The sequence below is a fragment of the Rhodococcus sp. MSC1_016 genome (genome assembly GCF_023667485.2).
Lineage (GTDB): Bacteria > Actinomycetota > Actinomycetes > Mycobacteriales > Mycobacteriaceae > Rhodococcus_F > Rhodococcus_F oxybenzonivorans.
In genome coordinates, this window is record NZ_JAMOZI020000002.1 from 529,085 (window position 1) to 546,105 (window position 17,021).

A 17,021-nucleotide genomic window follows, 5' to 3' on the forward strand; every position below is an offset into this window, starting at 1 on the left:
ACAGGAAGAGTTGCCGATGACGGGCTGAACAGAGCCCAGAAAAGGCGAAACCCCCCTTCGCTCGCCAGCTCCGGGGGTTCCGCTCGTCGTACAAACCGCCACGCAATGGAGGAGGTCTGCCTTCTATGAGTATAGAACGCGCGATTCGTCGTGCGCACGCGACACGACGTGATATTGGTGTTCGTGACGTCTCATCTCAGCGTCGACGTGGGAATTCCGTGGACGCAGACACTTTGCCGCCGGCTCTTCCGGCGACCACGCACGCCGTGAGGGGGTGCCTCTTCCACTAGCGAAGACGTCGGTGGGTCCCACCCTGTCCGGATGAGACCCACCGCTCATATTTGGCCGTTCCAACACGACCGCTCCTGTGATTGGCAGTCCCGCGAGCAGTCGTGTCGATACCGTGCGCTCTTGCCAGGGTAAGCCATGTCCCGCTGCTGATGCCAGCGACTCACGGCAACAACCTGGTTAAGGGTGCGTGAAAGGCGCGTCATGCACCCCAATTCTGCGACCTCTGCGGTCGCAATTTCCGTTAACTCTGTTCGGATTGCCCCTGTCAGTGAGTCACCCTCGCCCATTGACATCGAATGGAACGCACTCGTCTCCGCCGCTGTCGAACGGGTTAATCAAGTCGAGCGGCTTAACGCGGAAAGCCAGCAGCGGGGCCGCTCCTGGTCACTGCCCGTTGACCCTGGCCGCCAGGCATCGACGCCGGCGTGGACCGGGCGTGCGGCCTGGCAGCACCAGGTCCGCGAGATGCTGAACTCCTCGACCGGGCGTGAGGTTTGCCGCCGATTCAGGGTCAGCACAGAGTTCGTGTTCGCCGTGGCTGTGACGATGGCCTCGTTCGCAGAGCGGTCGACGGGCCGTCGGGTATGCGCCTCGAGGGACAAGATCGCCCACCGCAGCGGAGTCAGCGTGTCGGTAGTGAAACGCGCCCGAAGGGCACTCCAAACATTCTCCGTCGCCCGCGAGATGGTGCGAGGAAGGTATTTGACGGCTGACGAATCGCACGCTGCTGAATCACACCATGGGCGAATTCAACGTCGCGCGGCCTCTGTTTGGGCACTGACGTCGCCGAAGTCGCTGGTCATCGCTGCTAGGCGCGCGGCGAAGTCGCTATCCAAGACGGTCCGGCGGTCGAAGGAGGCTGCTCGCTCGCGTTATCCACAGCTGGACGCTCGTGGCCCCCTATCCCCTTCCAGGGGATTTAAGTTCTTATCTCTTGTTAGAGAGTTATCACCAAAACGCGCGCAGGCGCGCGCGGGTAGGCATTCAAGAAATCCGAAGACCCTGGCACAGCAGCCGCGACCGATCGACTTGCAGCGCACCGCCGCTGAGCTGGTCTCTTATGCACCAGCGTTCGAATCGGCTGGGCACATCGGTGCGATTTGCGATGTTCTTGCGAGTGTTGGCGTGGATGTGAATCGGTGGCGTGGGAGGGACATCGCCGCCGAACTCACACGTGACACCCAACAACGAGGCTGGATCTGGCCCGAACGCATCGAGCGGCCCGTTGGCTACCTCCGTTGGCGATTGACTCAGATCGATTGGGACCGGCCCTCACCATCTGAGATGGCCCAAAAAGCCGCCCAGGAGGCCCGTCAGCGCATTGCTGACCGCGATGCACGCCTCAGCCGCGGCGACCGTCCGATTGCAGCCCCAGATCATCGTCAGCGGTGTCGGGAGGCGTTCGCGTCGGGGCTCCTCAAGCGACGGAAGGCCGATACGGGAATCTGAATGTGTTGCCGATATGCCTGCTGAAGGCTTATCCCCACCTATTACTCGCATGGTGATGGAGAGGGAGAGTGATGACGCGGCGCGAGTCTGTCAGCGGTCATGTATCTCCTGAGGGAGTGGCGAGCCGCGGCATCGCTGTCACCCGAACCCCCTCTTCGGATGATGCGTCGGGGTCGATTCCGGGCGCGGACAGGCGAGGCGTGAGAGCACATTGACCCGCGGCCTATGGCGCGCCTCTCAGTGTGGCGAGTGTTAGACCGGCCCTGGAAGTCTTGAGCGGGTGCCCGAGCAGGCGAACCGATCGCAGTGCGCGTGGCGGGGCACCGTCAGTTGGCAGGATCGAACTGGAAAGCGCGCACCTCCTGCGGGACCGGCAGGGGACGCAAATCTTCGCAGCCCGTTCCCGTGCGGCCTCGAAGGACGGCGACGCTGGTCCGTGTGGCCACCTTCGAGCGGTTTCCTCTGCGAGTAAGGGCCCTCTTTGGCACCGTCTCATCCTCATCAACCAGGACAGGCGGAACACTCTCGTCTATTCCACCGCCGAACACCCAGACGCCGGCGGCCTTCGCCTCCCCCACCACCGCATCCGATGCATCCGAGACTGCGAGAGACTTTGTTCGGGAACGCGATTAAGAACTTCAACGGCGCCCCGACTCCTCCCCCGTTTGAGAGATCGGACCGTGCTCGCCGATACGGGCGCGATCCACACAAGGCTCGCTCGCCCAACGAGCGGAACTAGCCGTCTCAAGGCGTCCACCGCGTACACGGCACCGTGGCGGCCTTGCACGTGATCCACGCACCCTTGCTGCGTCTTGTCCGCCGTCCCTATTCGTTTCCCGCTCTAGATTGTGCCCACTCCCCCAGCGGAACATTCAGTTGTTGCCTGTTGCGACGGACGCCTTCGTGTCGTTCCATGCGTGTGGACATGCGACCTCTCGCGGAGGATTGCGCACTGAGAAGAGTGCCTGACAACGGAGAGCCACGGCGATTGAACGGTTCCAGCGGTTTAGTGGAACGCGCGTCCCCGCGGCCCCGCCGAGTCGTAGGTGCGACTTTCGAATCCCACCGTGGTCGTCCGAGGTGCTCGCACTGACCCCTACCCGCCACCAAAATGTAGCTCCTGCTCCTGATCCGGCGGCATCATCGAATTAGAACGGGGCACTCTTGAGCGAGTCTTCCGACCGGTGGGTGAACGATTAGCTTGTCGGGAGCGGCGGATGACCTCAATGGAAGCGGATTCGTCACGCTCGAGTCCACCGGAAACTCTGATGGCGGTCGCCAATTCCCGGACGGTGTTGTCTTTGTACCGCGTCGGACCGACCGCGATCTTGAGCCTTCGTCTCAGTCGGCGGGGCCGACGCACTCGGTGACGCACCGTGTATCACCCAGGATCCGGTCGCGCAGTGCCTCGACGAGGCGAGCAACCACGGCCAGATGCAGGGGCTCTACTTTGCCGATCGGTACGGACGTCGAATCCGACGCTCGTTTCGAGGCGAAAGGCTGGGCATGCCGCATGCAGGGTGGCCGTACCGGATCCCGCCGGCAGAAGGTGCCTCGCCTTCCGGGGACAGCCCAGGTGATGCACGGTGCATCACCTGGAGGTGCACTCGAGTGGATCGCAGAAACCGGACCGCGAGAAGCAGAGCTTCGGTCCGGCGGATACGACGACCTTCAGACCGGGTAGTGCTAGCCCATCGGTGATGCAGCGTGCATCACCGATGCGCTCACAGAGCGCGCAGGGATGCAATCCCTGACGCGTTCGCCGGGGTGCCGGGAATCGGATCGAACTCGCTTGCGTGTCGAGTATTCGAGCGAGACAGCCCGGGTGATGCACGGTGCATCACCAAAGCTGCCGTACGGCGGAGGACCTAACCGGAAAGCGTCAGCAACGGTGTCTTTAGCCCATGCGGTGAAATCGGCAATCTCCTTGGTCTGTCCGCGAACAGACGGATCCGGTGCGTCAGTCCGTCCGACCCGGTGGACTGGGAAGTGTCTCGGTAGCCGATGCCGGGCGGGCAGCCGGTGAGTCGATCGCGGGAATCGGCCCACTCGGAGAAGCAGCATTTCGGCCCGGCGGCACGCGACCTTCAGGCCGGAGCTGCAATCTCATCGGTGATGCACGGTGCATCACCTCCGATCCCAATTCGGCCTTTTACTCTCGGTGTGACTGCATTCCCGAGGAATCGCGTCCGGTGACGCATCGTGCATCACCGAAGTACGACCGGGTGGGGGCATCGACGAGTGAACTCCAACGGCCAGATCGAGGAGCTCAACTTTTACCGATCGGGATGGATGTCGATTCTGAAGAGGACGGGCATAGCGCCTACCGGCCCCGATCGCCGCGCCGCAAGACCACACATGCCGCATTCAGGGTGGCCGTACCGGATCCCGCCGGCAGAAGGTGCCTCGCCTTCCGGGGACAGGCCGGGTGATGCACGCTGCATCACCCTGGGGCTGTCGGCTCGGACTTGCCAGACGTGGGTGGTGGACCATGTCGAGTGCATTGCGGAGACCGGGTCGCTCGGAGAGGCAGAGCTTCGGTCCGGCGGGCACGACCGCCTTCAGACCGGGCGGTGCTAATTCATCGGTGATGCAGCGTGCATCACCGATGCGCTCACGGAAGGTGCGAGTCCCGCTCGATAGGGCGCGTAGCTCGACCTGACCGCCCGCACCGCGGTGATGCACGGTGCATCACCGCGGCTCCCGGCTCGGACTTTCACGTTCGGTGTCACTACACGTGGGAGGAATCGCTTCCGGTGATGCACGGTGCATCACCCAGAGTGCGACACGCCGCCGGAGGTCTCAGGCGAAGGCCCCCCCGCCCACTACGCTCCTTCTGAATACATGCAAAGCATGCGTACAGAATGGAGGGCGATGAACGCCGGAGTGACATCCGAAATGGTGGCCACCACTCAGTCGAAAGGTCCGGCCTCGGCCAAGCCGAAGCCGGCCGCGCGTAAACCGGCAGGCAGGAAGACCGCGAGTCGATTCCGCAAGTTCGCTGGTGGCGAAGATAGCGAGGAACTGGCGGCCGCAGCGTCCTCTGATGTAACTACCCCAGTGAATGGTGATGCAAATTCTGGCGGCATTACCGCCGCGCTCGCCGGATTGGCGGCGGCTGATGGCCAAACCGTGGTGCAAGTTCCGGTGCACCAGACCGTTCCTCATCCGTTCAATGACCCAGGCAGGTCCGAGCCTCAGGTCGGTGATCCGAAGTGGGACGAGCTGGTCAATGGGGCTAGGGCCAACGGCATTAAGGTCCCCGGACTCCTAGTGACTCGCAAGGGGTTCCTTGCGAAACGGCCTGACCTCGCTAACGCTATCGGTGACGACGCCGAGTATGTCGTCATCTACGGGCACCGCCGCCGTGCGGCCGCTATTGCGGCCGGCTTGGCAACGATTCCTGCGGTGATCGATGACGCCGTGATGGATGATCATGGCGACCTTGATGCCATGACGCTTGAGAATCTTGGACGCCAGGATCTTTCCGAGATCGCGGAAGCCCAGATGTTCGCTCGGTATTCCGAGTTGGGGTTGTCGCAGCGCGCCATCGCCGAGAAGCTCGGTGTCGACCAGGCAACGGTATCGCGGCGGCTTTCGCTGCTGCTGCTCGTTCCCGAGGTTCAAGCAGCGATTGCAGAGGACGTCATTCCTAGCGCCGAAGGTGCCGCTCTGGCGGGGGCGCTGCCCTACGGGCCGGTGCGGAGTTGGCAGAAGAAGGCCGATCCGGCCCAGGGCACGGATGCTCGTCGGGCCGAGCAACTTGCGGCGTTCGCGCTGATGTCTGATCGGGAAATGAGTCCGACTCGTGCCGCTGAACGTGTGTTGACCGAGCGGAAGTCTCGGGAGCAGGCGTTGGCCGCGGGACTCGAGATCGTGGATCCACGCGAGCGATTTGGCGACAGCTTTCATGAGCATCGATTGTTTGAAGTCTCCGATATTGATCTCGCGAGCGCAAACGTTGTCGGCGCGATCGATTCCAGCCAGGGAACGCTGGTCTTCTATGCAGTTGACAAGCCGATTGGCGAGACTGAGGATGCCAGCGAATCGGCTGCGACGTTAGCGGCGGAAGCTCGGGCGGCAGCACAGAAGGCGCGTCGAGAAGCGGGCAAGAAGCTCGTGGCTTCCATTCCTTCGCGGGAGAAGTTGGTGACCCATTTCATCGACCAGTACGCCTACGGTGTCTCAGCCCTGGCTACGAGTGCGGAGGGGTGGCGACTGGCACAGGAGTATCTGAGACTCGAGGGTCTCGACGCGACCGAGTTCAGAATGAGCGCCCAGAACGGTGACGAGAAACGTCGCATTGAAATCGCGTGGGCCTGTGCGGTCGCGGGATACGAACTTGCGGCGTCCAACGGCTCGGACGAGTGGGGACCGTCGGACCTGACGTACTTGGATCTGCTGGCCGAGCGCGCCGGGTACAGACCGACTGCGTGGGAGGAAGCCCGCCTCGATGCTGCGCGCCGGGCATTGCGTGTCGCCGATTGATCAGTGATGCACGGTGCATCACCGATCCGTATTGCCTCCGCCGGGTGATGCACGGTGCATCACCCAAGAGTGGACATCAGCTAATCGAGATACTTAACCTCAAGGAGTTCCCGTGGCTACCTATGCAGTAGCAACCCTGTCAGGCAGTGCTGGCAAAACGACAACAGTCACCTCGACCGCCACTTTGCTTGCTCAGGACGGATACCGCGTCCGAGTCATCGACATGGACAGTCAGGCAAACGCGAGTACGTGGCTCGGATATCCAGAGGCCTCCGGAAAGACCGCCGCCGACGTCCTGCGGCGCCAAGCCTCCATCAAGGAAGTTGAGCGCCCAGCACGGGTGCTGCGGGGGTACGACGAAAGCGACCGGCCCGTCTACGAGGAGATCCCGAACCTCACAATCGTGCCCGCCGCACGCGACACACTCGACAAGCTGATCGTGGAGTTGCCTGCCGTGACGGGTGGTGTACTTCATCTGCGTGACGCTCTGGAGGAAGCGGATCCAGTCGACGTCACCTTGATCGACTCCCCCGGCTCCCTGAACGTTCTGGTGATCGCTGGAATTCTCGCGACGATGGTCGATGAGGAAAGTCCGTACGGTTCGTGGGGTCTGATCACGTGCACGAAGCCTTCCGGTAAGGAGAACGAGGGCATCCCCGCGTTGGAGCAGGAACTGCGGAAGATCAAGCGGACGTACCGAGTGGACGTGCCGCTGCTGTCTATCGTCCCCTGCGCAGTCCCGCCGATCGGCGATGTCTACCGTGAGCAGATGGAGGATCTGCTCAGCGAATATGGGGACAGGGTGACGCCCCCGATCCGTCGTGCGAGCATCGTGGACGAGGCCTACACGAATTATGTTCCTGTGCCGATCTACGGTTACCGGGCGAAGACGGTTACCGCCGACTATCGAGCCGCGCTCACTCATATGCAGAAGCTGGGGCTGTTCGGACAACGGGCGGCAGTCGCGTAGGGGCTGGAGACCACCCGTGGTGAACGATGTTGGGCGGCATATGCGGCCTTCGCGTGGGACCAGCACAGTCAATGTGCCCCATGATCTGCACGCGCTCGTTCGGGCTGCTGTGCGGCTCGTGCGGCGTAAGACTGGGCGGTCGTACTCGCTGATGCAGTTCACGCAGGAGGCGTTCGCGGCGCAGCTGAGAGTGATTGCGGAGACCTACAACGATGGTCGCGCGATCGAGCCGGACGCCGAGCCTCTGGAGCCTGGCAAGGCTGTGTGAGGCAGCGTGGGCTGTGATGCGGTCCAGGAGTGGTGACGAACTTTTGAAGACTGTGCGTCGTCGTACTGAGGTAGATCCGCTCCTGGCTAGGTTTCCTGCAGAGGGATTTTCGCCGCGCTGAAGCAAGTCTCGGTGTCTGTCCTGGGCATGCCGGTCGCTGGAGGCCAGTGGGAGCGCTACGCGACACACGGTGGGGTGAGGCGTTGAATTCGCCGAGTCTGTGCCGAGAGCGCGGACCTGGCGCACAGCGGCACTGGGCCCATGTAGCGCCCTGGTCCGTCCCGGTATCGGCAGGGGTCGCCGTCGGTATTGCGATGGCGGGGACAGCAGCGACCGTTCTGGCCTTTCGAGGGCGCAGTTGGTGTTCTTAGTCCGCTCGGACGTCGAGATACAGCCGCAACGCTTGCTCGACCAGTGCGCTGCGGCTCCCTGCAGACCATTCCTCAGCGAGCGCATCGAGCGTGGCTGTATCTGATGCGATGATCCCGGCGAGCGGTACGCGTGCCTGTATCTCGCTGTGCCGGCGCCGCCGAGGCTGGGTGCCGACGTCGCGCCTCTTGAAGAGGCCTCCGCTGGTCTGTACAGGCTCGGTAGTCCAATGACGTTGAAGTTCATGGGCGTGCTTTTCGACCGCATCCAGAACGACCTGGCCGTAGGCGCGCGCGGTCGCCCGGTCGCGGTGGCGCTCGTTCAGGGTCAGTTCGCGCAGTGCCGTGTACACGGCTGGGGGCAGGTACACCTCGGGTGGAGCGACCCGTGTCGGTGCGGTGTCGCTGCGGGGTTTGGCTTTTCGGCGGGGCGGAGCGACCAGTGTTGCCGCCTCCGATTGAGGCAGGGCGGGTTCTGGCTCGAGTTCTTCTGCGTCAGTCGACTCTTCGTCGGGGACTGGTGCCGGTTGCGGCGCCTCAGCGGTGGATTCCGCATCGACCTTGAGCGGGCCGTCTTCTCTGCTGTTTTCCGGGGCCGCTGGTTGCGGATCTGGTGAGTCCGCTGTTGTTTCGGTAACGATGCTCAGCGAGGGAAGTAAGTCATCGAGATCGCCGAGAGCACCGGGATCGAATGCAGCCTTTCTGCGTCGTGCACTCATGCCACTCCCCCGGAGACTTCGTCCTTCTCCGCAGCAGAGAGCCGACTGAGGACCTCTCGGGTGAGAGATTGGTAGTCCTTGGCGAGTCCGGAAGGGTCGCGGGACCACAAACGTTCCGCGATGTTCTTCTTTTCGCGTAGCCGTTGAATCCGGTTCTTCAGTGGATCCTCTGCGACCGCAACCAGCTCCGAGGGCGTGATGTGCCGGATCCGGAGATCGACCGCGGCTGCGCGATCAGACCGAATGAAGGTTTCGAACGGGGCGGCGCCGCTCCCTTCGAGTAGCTCCTCTACCTGTTCGAATACCTCGCGGTTGCGGGCGGTCGCGCGGGGATTCGCGTCAAACAGCACAACACCGAGAAGTTTGATGAGTGAACCGCTCTTGCGGGCCCGGAGGTAGCGGGCTGCGAGGAGTTCCACACCGGACAAGCTGGCGTCGTCATCTTTGGTCGGCACGAGCAGGTATCGAGCGGTCCCCAGCAGGGCATCGAGGAGTGGCGCGTCTCCTGGTCCGGAGTCGATGAGGATCAGGTCGTACTGCTCGGCTGCCTGCAAGTCGATGAGGGTAGAGACGAGATTGCCCCTCAGGTCCATCCCTGATTGAGCGGCTGTCGCGGCGATGGCACCGATGACTGCGAGCGCCGGACCACCGGGAATGAGGTCGAGGTTCGGGCGGACGTCTCGCGTCGGTTCGAGCGGGTGCGCGTATTGAAGGGCCATGCTGAGCCCCTTCCCTCGATCCCCCTCGACACCGAGATCCGAGGACGTGACGTTCGCTTGCTGGTCGGCGTCGACGACCAGCACCCGCCGGCCGGCAGCAGACACCATGCCTGCGACGGCTGAGACGATGGAACTCTTACCGACACCGCCTTTTTGATTGGCGACAAGCACACTGCGCGGGGGCTGCGTTGGCGACATGCCTAGCAGGCTACGGCGATGCGGCCGGGTGGACGGCCACCGACACACCCCATTGGTAAGGCGTTCTCACAACCCATGACAAGGACCTGGATCATGGCCATGAAACAGCAGCTGTCAAAAGGTCCTCGAGAAGGTTCGACACCCGATCAGTATCCAGGTCAAATCCATGGCCTCTGAAAACACCGTGTACAAGGTCGTGCAACAGCTCTTAGACATGGTCGTAGATAGCGGGATGTCAAAGGGCTTGAGGGATGCCTAGTGTTTGGTCACTGATATGCCGTTGCTGCAGGTCAGCAATAAGGGGATTGGTATGACCGGTTACACGGTGCGATTTGCGGGCATTGCGCAGGTGTTATACACGGACGTAGTTAAGGCCATACGTAAGGCCGCAAGGATAACTGCATGTCAGAGTCATTTTCTGCAGTGCGGGAAACAAGAGATTGGGCCGCTTTTGCGGGGAGATTATGACGCTGTCTCCGCCTCGCGCGCTAGATGAATGCACGACCAGCGCAGTCGAAAACGGGTAGATCGTCATACGAGTCGGCACTCCCGGATCGTGACGAAGAGGGCCAACACTCCCTGTGTCCCAGAGCCCTCAGTGGAGAAGAGGTGTCCGAGGAGTGCTGAATTGCCTACGTAGAGGCGGGAAACCATGGAATCCGGCCTTCCCCACGGAATGGGGGAGGGGTCACATCGGCGCGTATGGGCAGATGGTGCGAGCACTTACGACGACGGGGGATCGGCGTGCGAGCGCGCGGGCTCTTTCGCTAGCCGAATCCTTGATGCATGGTCATATGAACGGTTACATGTAAGGCCATGTCTAAGGCCATAGATGAGGCCATACGTCAATGAGTAGGCGTGGCGTTGATTTGCTCCGATACCCATTCGGGGCGCGCCTAGCCCGAACCTCTTTGGCTCGTTGGTCATTATCACCACCCGCCGATCAGTGGTTACAGCCAATCAAAGCACCCGCAGGCGGTTTCGTCACTTGACGAAATGTTGAAAGGGTTGTTCTTCTCGCCAGTGGTGCCAGAGTGAGTGTCCGCGCGGCAGGCTCGAGCGCATCACCAATCGATCGCGCCATGCGTAGCGTCGCCATTGCTGCGCGGTGATGCGGGTGATGCACGCTGCATCACCCGGGCTCACGGCTTGGCCGTTTGCGTTCGGTGCAAATATCTGTGGGAAGACGCCTCGCGATGATGCACGGTGCATCACCGCGGTCATGCCGCCGTAAAAGCGCCGCGGCTTCGGCGTACACCCTCCGGGTCCGAGATACATCCGCTGGCGGAAGTTCGTTTGAACGATCGCGATGCGCCGACGCTTCGGGATGGAGGCCTGTGGCGGCAGCGCCTCCCCTCGAGTGGGGGCCGTGGCGGTGTCGGCCGAAATTGATATACGAACCAACGCGAAACTCGGGCAACTGAAATTCGGCGAGCACCAGCCGGATCGCCGTAGGAATGGGTGAGAGCCGCAATTGCTGCGGGCCACGACGCTCAGAGCGGAATGTCCATGCACGTACTGTCGCGGATTCCGGGTGCGAGGTTGCGGAGGGAGGGCCGAAGCTGGCAGTCGAGACTTCGTCCACCCGGCCTCCGGGTCGATGGGTAGCCTCGATCGACTATTGACCTTGTCTATCCGGAGTGTGACTGCCCGGCTATGCGGCAGGTGCTGGTGAACGCGTGTAATGACGCAGGGGGACCGGGACATCAGCGGACGGGCGCATCCATATTGTGTTGGCGACCTCCGAGGTGAGTCGTCGGGATGCCACTACGTGGGTCAAGCGAGTGGAGATCGTCGCGCTGTCGCGTGTTCATGCTGTTGTGTGGCGTTATCTCGGCGATCGGAGTTGGTTGCGCCTCCAGTTGCAGCGTGGCTCAGTGCCGAGACGGCCATCTGCGTGTTCGTGGCGGCGTGGTGTGAGTTCAGATTGGTGACGCCATGGTTAGGCATGTTCACGCATCGGGGACCACTCGATCTGCGCGCCCGTATGCGGGCCTTGGCGTTGACTCGACGTCGTCTACCGTTGGCGAGTTCGGTCGTCCAGGTGTGTGGGCCCGGCCGCCGCCGCCAGTTCATTGCGGGGCGAATTCATCTGCCAGGTCTTCCTTTTTCAGCAGTGCAGTTCTTGCGGAACCCGTACGCTCCCGGCGTACCGCGTCACTCGAAGGGACGGCAACGTCGGTCCTCCGGTTCTCCGCTATACGCCGCAGTATGGGGGCGTGCCGGCGCTAGTACGGGCATTGAAGTGTCTTCTCGTTTGATACGACTGGGTGCCTGTGTGAGGTCTGGAATGACTTCGATGGAGTTCGAGTTCCAGATACGGTCGACGTTCCCAGAGCGTTCCATGAGGATGCCGCCGCTGCGGAATACGGTCGTATGTTTCGAGTGCTCGTGAGCGTCGCCTCTCCGGGGCGGGTGGCGCTATCTCGTCTGCACCGGGACTCTCGAAGTCGCGTGAGTGGTCTTCGTGTGATGGTTGCATGGACGCAGTGAGATACTTCCGTTCGGAAGATGAGTCAACGTTGAAGCGGCTGGGCTTCTCGTCGTTGATGTGTCCAGATTCTCTGTGGATCGTCGGTCTCCTTGGTGAATCGGGTGGTGTTACGCCGCGGTTCTTGGTCCACGTGGGCGGGGGCCGGGGGAGACTCCAAGTGCTGCGAGTGGGCCGCGCTCCTCGTCGGGCAGTTGGTCCGCTCGCCACTTCTTCACCGCCCGGTAGAGCCACTGGCCTACCTGTTCCCCGTCGTCGTTCACATAGTTCGCGGGAACGAGTGCATCGCCGTGTTGCTCACGGTAGGCAGCAATCTCTGCGAGCATGCGACGCCGCTTGCTGTCGGTACGAGTCACGGCGGGTAGAGGGGCGTCGTCTTCGCTCCACACGAATCCGATTGCATCGAGCTCGCGGATCCGCTGGGCAGGCAGTGTTCCGAGCATCCGAGCGACGCGCTGACGGTACTGCCAACGACCGAGCCTGAATCCACACTCCGTGACGTAGTCTTCGGGTATCGCGGTTCCGGGGTGTTGTTGCCGGAAGGCCGAGTACAGCTCCACTGCTGAGGTTGCGGACCGCTGAGTTCGCATCGAGATCAGTCCTTCTGTGAAAAACCCGACATGGCAAGTAGTTAGTCTCTGCTTCGATTATGTCAATCGCTTAGAGCGCGTGCCACGCATGACCCGGGCAATCTGGTCGAGGGATTCGGCGCAGCGAGCGGCATTCGGCTCGTCGGCAGTTGCAAGATCGCCACAAATCGTAGTGAGAAAGATGCCTGTAGACATGGACGGCTTCAGCACTTAGCGGATGCGTAGTCGCGATGAGGGGCATACCTGGTTTCGGCCGGCTGCCGGCAGTGTTGATAGATGACCTGGGGTGAGCGTCGGAATGGGTCTTTTTTGGGGGCTGCTCGGTGGATTGTGAGCCCGAAGGGGCACTGACGTGACCGCGTGTGTCGGTTGGATGCGCGCAAATACCGCAGCGAAAACGTACTCGATGCAATGGCGACCCCGATGGCCTTGTCGGATTCGCAGGTACGCCTTACTTCGCAGTAGTGTTCGCCGGGAATCGACGATGAAGGAGTGGAACTGTGGCGCGCAAAATTGTTGTCGAACGCCTCGACGACATCGACGGGACACCGATCAAGAATGGCAAGGGTGAAACCATTGCGTTTTCCGTTAACGGTGTCGACTACGAAACTGATCTGAAGGCCAAGAACGCCAAGGAATTCCACAGCACTCTCAACTACTACATCGAGCATGCAACTCGCGTTGGTGGGCGGAAGCGTCGGTCGACTCCGGCAGTGGCTCCATCGAATGGGCGAAAGCGGGCAAAGGACATTCGGGAATGGGCAACGGCCCAGGGGTATGAAGTGTCCTCGCGTGGACGCATCCCTGCCCAGCTCGAGGATGCGTACAACGCAGCGCACTGATACTTGTGCGTGTACTCGGCCACAGCCTCCAGCCAGGGTATTCGGATCTGGCTGGAGGCCGCGCGGCTGTCCGATCAGGAAGCTGTGGAAACTTCGATGAGTGCTTGGCGCTGGTTCGCTCCGAGTCCGCCGATCCGGCGGGTCTCAGCGATCGACAGTTCCTCGAGGAGTTTCGCGGCTTTCACTGATCCGACGCCGGGAAGTGCCTTCAGCAATGCCGATACCTTCGTCTTCTTCACGATTTCGTCTGTTTCGGCCTTGGCGAGTACCGCGGCCACGGTGAGCTCTCCGGCCTTCACGGCTGAGAGGAGTTCGCTACGCGCTTTGCGGGCTTCGGTTGCCTTCGCCAGCGCGTCGGCGCGTTGTTCTGCAGTTAATACAGGTAATGCCATGTGGTGCTCCTTGCTGCATCGCTCAGCCAGTTCGTCTGGCTGCTGTTCGCCATAGTGCCAGGTGGCCCGGACATGCGTGGGTAGTGATCGGCTTGAGTCATACAGTTCGGGGGGCGATGCGTGGGTCGGAGGGCGTTACTGGGTCGGGGAGTGAACGCTTATGAAGCAATGTCGCTCCCGAGTGAGAGTGAGATGCGCAAGAAAGTCATCACGCACTGTGGGCGGGATCAAGTTTGTTGAAAAGCGTTGCGCCGCTAACTGTGTACTTGTTCGCGCGGACGTGAACCCGGGCGGGCGTCGAACAGCTTGGTGTCGACTGACTGGGGCTTCGTGGCCGAGCAGTGTAAAACGGCGGGCACCTCCGATCTGGGTGCTATAGAGACGCTGACGCCAGGTATCTCTGCTCGTTGGTTCAGCTGGCGAGTCGACACTGCACTCACTCACCTCCTGCCGGAGAGCTTGGAGGGGATACTTCGTGTGTACGTTGGCGCGGCCGTGTGGTTTTCGTGGAGGCGATTCGTGGTGGCCGCGGTCGAGCGGCTTCCTGTGCGATGCGGCGGTCGGATGCGCCCGACGTGGATACCCGACGGTGCGGGGTGGTGTGTACATGGTGGGTACGACATGATTCGCGATGTCAGGTGTCGGTGCGGGTGATCAGGTGGCGTCGGTGGAGGTGAGTGATGGACCCATTCGAGTTCGTTGTTCACATTCCGTGCCCGCATTGTCGTGTGGGCGTTGGGGAGCGCTGTGTCACGAAAGACGGCTATGAACGGAAGATTCCGTGTCTGTATCGTGTGAAGCTCGCGAAATGGCCTGACGCAGAGCAACGACCGGATGCTCCGCCGGATTCGTAGTCAGACCGCTTCACTTAATGTCGGCGACTGTGTGCTTGATTTGTGGGGTGTGCCGGCCGCTGTCGGTGGCGAAGCGCGCGTTGGACTGTCCGGCTGGGTTGAGCACTTTTCATGCGGGCGTTGGGTGGATGCGTCTTTTCGCTGCATCGCGTCCCCGGCGCCGACCAACTCATCCGGTCATATCGCTGCTGAGTGGTGGCGGAGCGACTGTGTGATCTGGTGCTGAGTGCTGGATTCATCTGTGCCGGTCCGACTCCCGGGGTGTGATTGCCGTTGCGGGGCACCATTGCGTGACGTTCAAAGAGCCGAGTTTGTTGCCGGTAGGAATCGTAAATGTGCAGGCTCCTAGCCAGGCTCCGCGGGATGTGCGCGCCCAGGCGTGCAGCACGCCGGGAACCTGGACGTCAAGATTGAGCCCGTCGGCGCGGACTCGCAACGGGAGGTCGTGAGCGAGGCGTCCGCCGCCGTGCGCGATCGCGGTAGCTAGGTCGACAGTGACCGGCCGGGGTGGTTCTACGGTGCGCCATGGCTTTGGGTCGTGCACTGCCTGCCAGTTCTCGAACATATGTTCTATTATCCGCCACCGTGACGCTTCTCCACCAGCCGGGAGCCGATTTCTGTGTCCGAGGTCAGAAGCATGTTGAAGAAGCGGGCGGACCGGCGATGCTGGTGTGAGTCGATGGGGAAGGCTGGGTGTGGCGGGTGGCGAACTGCGTTGTTCGGTTGGCGCAAGGTGGGCGGATATCTGGTTCGGCGATTGTGGTCGGGAGCTTGCTGGCCAATTGGTCTCAGCGGTGACGTTTCGGGTGACGTGAGGCATGCCGTCGGACAGGCGACAAGGGCTGTCGGTGGAGCACGTCATACTTGTGTGCCACTTCAGTCACACAGGTAACAGGAGAACTGCCACATGCGTCGTCGTCCCCGGTCCGCTCTGCTCGCCCTCGGTGCGGTCACCGCGCTCGGCTTGACCGGGTGCTCGGCCCTTGCTGATGCGAACCCGGGAACCGGCTCTCTCGGGGATGCACCGGCCGTCCCGTCGGTGGGGTTTGATGCGGCACCGGCGTTGGCGAAGCTCGACACCCTGGCGGTCAAGGGCCGCGCCCCGAAGACCGGCTACACCCGTGAGCAGTTCGGCCCGTCGTGGTCCGACGACAACGGTGTCGAGGGCGGCCATAACGGCTGCGACACCCGCAATGACATCCTTCGCCGCGATTTGGTGGACCTCACCTATAAGGCCAGCACCCGGGACTGCGTGATCGCGGCCGGCACCTTGCACGACCCCTACACCGGCACCACCATCGGCTTTGTCCGCGGCCAGGACACCTCCACCGCGGTGCAGATCGATCACGTCGTCGCGTTGTCCGATGCGTGGCAGAAGGGCGCCCAGCAGCTCAGTCCGGAGCAGCGCCGCGACCTGGCCAACGACCCACGGAACCTGCAGGCGGTCGACGGCCCCACCAATTCGAAGAAGTCCGACTCCGACGCCGCGTCCTGGTTGCCGCCGAACAAGAGCTACCGATGCACCTACGTCTCGCGCCAGATCGACGTCAAGGCCCTGTACCGGTTGTGGGTGACGCAGGCAGAGAAGGACGCGATGAGCCAGGTCCTGCACTCCTGCTGAGAACGAAGGTCGTCGCGCCGAGGGGGATGCATTTACGGCAACTCCGCTATGGTCACCCATTCGGGTCGACGCGGCGCGGAGGCTTTTCCGCGCCGGATGTCGACGAAGCCGCCACTCGGGCGTGGATTCGCGTTACTCGACGGTGCTCACACAGCGGATTCACGTCCTGCGCAATTTGCAACTAGCCTCACACCGGGTTGACCGCCTCTGATCGGCAATCCGCGGTGCATCGGCAGATCGAAGGGGTCGAAGGCGACTGGAACGGTGCGCCTCGCTTGGTCCAGGCGCATCTTGTGGCATCTGCCCACGAACAGTCATGGCCGAATCCTCCTCACAGAAGACGTTTGCCACCCCTCGCGGCTATGGGGTTGCTCAGTGGAGGAGTTCGATGCGGAGTGCGCTGTGGCTTTCCGGGCCGTGCAGGTCGATTGGACCAATGTTGGCCACGTGAATGCTCACCGAATGCACGGCGCGCCTTACCTCACGGTATCGCGCCGGGTGTTAGATCGAATCTACTGTTGTGAGCGAGGTGGTTGTCTTGTTTCGTGCTGTTCGGGCACGTCGATACACGCGGGAGGACGCTCCGGTACGAAGGGGGTCGCGGGCCGGTGCCCGTCAGACCGGGCAACACCGGGTACTTAATCGGCCAGGAGACCAGGCACGGCACTGGAGACGTCCCGTCAACCAGAACTGCCGGGACGGAAGTGCCTCGACGAAATCTGACCTGGCACGCCCCAATGCCAGCCGGATCGGCGGGCGTG

Annotated in this window: 10 protein-coding genes; 6 read left to right on the plus strand and 4 right to left on the minus strand. The window is 62.2% G+C overall.

Features of this window, described 5'->3' with window-relative positions:
• Window positions 1–4,614 precede the first annotated feature (4,614 nt).
• From L1080_RS34775 to L1080_RS34785, 3 genes are all read left to right on the plus strand, one after another.
• A complete protein-coding gene (locus tag L1080_RS34775; RefSeq protein ID WP_250774426.1) occupies window positions 4,615–6,228 on the plus strand; it encodes a ParB/RepB/Spo0J family partition protein in 1,614 nt (537 codons plus the stop codon).
• Window positions 6,229–6,340: 112 nt separating this feature from the next.
• Window positions 6,341–7,198, plus strand: a complete 858-nt coding sequence (locus L1080_RS34780; protein WP_159928707.1) for a ParA family protein — start codon at window positions 6,341–6,343, stop codon at window positions 7,196–7,198.
• Window positions 7,199–7,316: 118 nt separating this feature from the next.
• On the plus strand, window positions 7,317–7,466 hold the full coding sequence (locus tag L1080_RS34785) for a hypothetical protein (RefSeq protein ID WP_250774430.1): 150 nt from the start codon (window positions 7,317–7,319) through the stop codon (window positions 7,464–7,466).
• A 367-nt stretch (window positions 7,467–7,833) separates the two neighbouring features.
• On the opposite strand, the gene L1080_RS34790 is transcribed toward L1080_RS34785, so the two are convergent.
• From L1080_RS34790 to L1080_RS34800, 3 genes are all read right to left on the minus strand, one after another.
• Window positions 7,834–8,553: a hypothetical protein gene (locus L1080_RS34790; protein ID WP_250774432.1), complete on the minus strand. Its 720-nt coding sequence runs from the start codon at window positions 8,551–8,553 to the stop codon at window positions 7,834–7,836.
• The gene (locus tag L1080_RS34795) at window positions 8,550–9,470 is read right to left on the minus strand and encodes a ParA family protein (protein ID WP_109335692.1); all 921 of its coding nucleotides are present in this window, start codon (window positions 9,468–9,470) and stop codon (window positions 8,550–8,552) included. The genes L1080_RS34790 and L1080_RS34795 overlap by 4 nt, the downstream gene beginning before the upstream one ends.
• A 2,601-nt stretch (window positions 9,471–12,071) precedes the next feature.
• The gene (locus L1080_RS34800; protein WP_250774434.1) at window positions 12,072–12,551 is read right to left on the minus strand and encodes a helicase associated domain-containing protein; all 480 of its coding nucleotides are present in this window, start codon (window positions 12,549–12,551) and stop codon (window positions 12,072–12,074) included.
• A gap of 500 nt (window positions 12,552–13,051) precedes the next feature.
• Between L1080_RS34800 and L1080_RS34805 the strand changes: the two genes are divergently transcribed.
• Window positions 13,052–13,393, plus strand: a complete 342-nt coding sequence (locus L1080_RS34805; protein ID WP_250774436.1) for a histone-like nucleoid-structuring protein Lsr2 — start codon at window positions 13,052–13,054, stop codon at window positions 13,391–13,393.
• Between the two features lie 74 nt (window positions 13,394–13,467).
• Here the strand turns inward: L1080_RS34805 and mihF are convergent, their stop codons facing one another.
• A complete protein-coding gene (mihF, locus tag L1080_RS34810; protein WP_250774437.1) occupies window positions 13,468–13,785 on the minus strand; it encodes an integration host factor, actinobacterial type in 318 nt (105 codons plus the stop codon).
• A 680-nt stretch (window positions 13,786–14,465) separates the two neighbouring features.
• Here mihF and L1080_RS34815 point away from each other — a divergent pair.
• Window positions 14,466–14,639: a zinc finger domain-containing protein gene (locus tag L1080_RS34815; protein ID WP_442972217.1), complete on the plus strand. Its 174-nt coding sequence runs from the start codon at window positions 14,466–14,468 to the stop codon at window positions 14,637–14,639.
• A 907-nt stretch (window positions 14,640–15,546) separates the two neighbouring features.
• Window positions 15,547–16,260, plus strand: a complete 714-nt coding sequence (locus L1080_RS34820; RefSeq protein WP_250774439.1) for an HNH endonuclease family protein — start codon at window positions 15,547–15,549, stop codon at window positions 16,258–16,260.
• The last annotated feature ends 761 nt before the right edge of the window (window positions 16,261–17,021 follow it).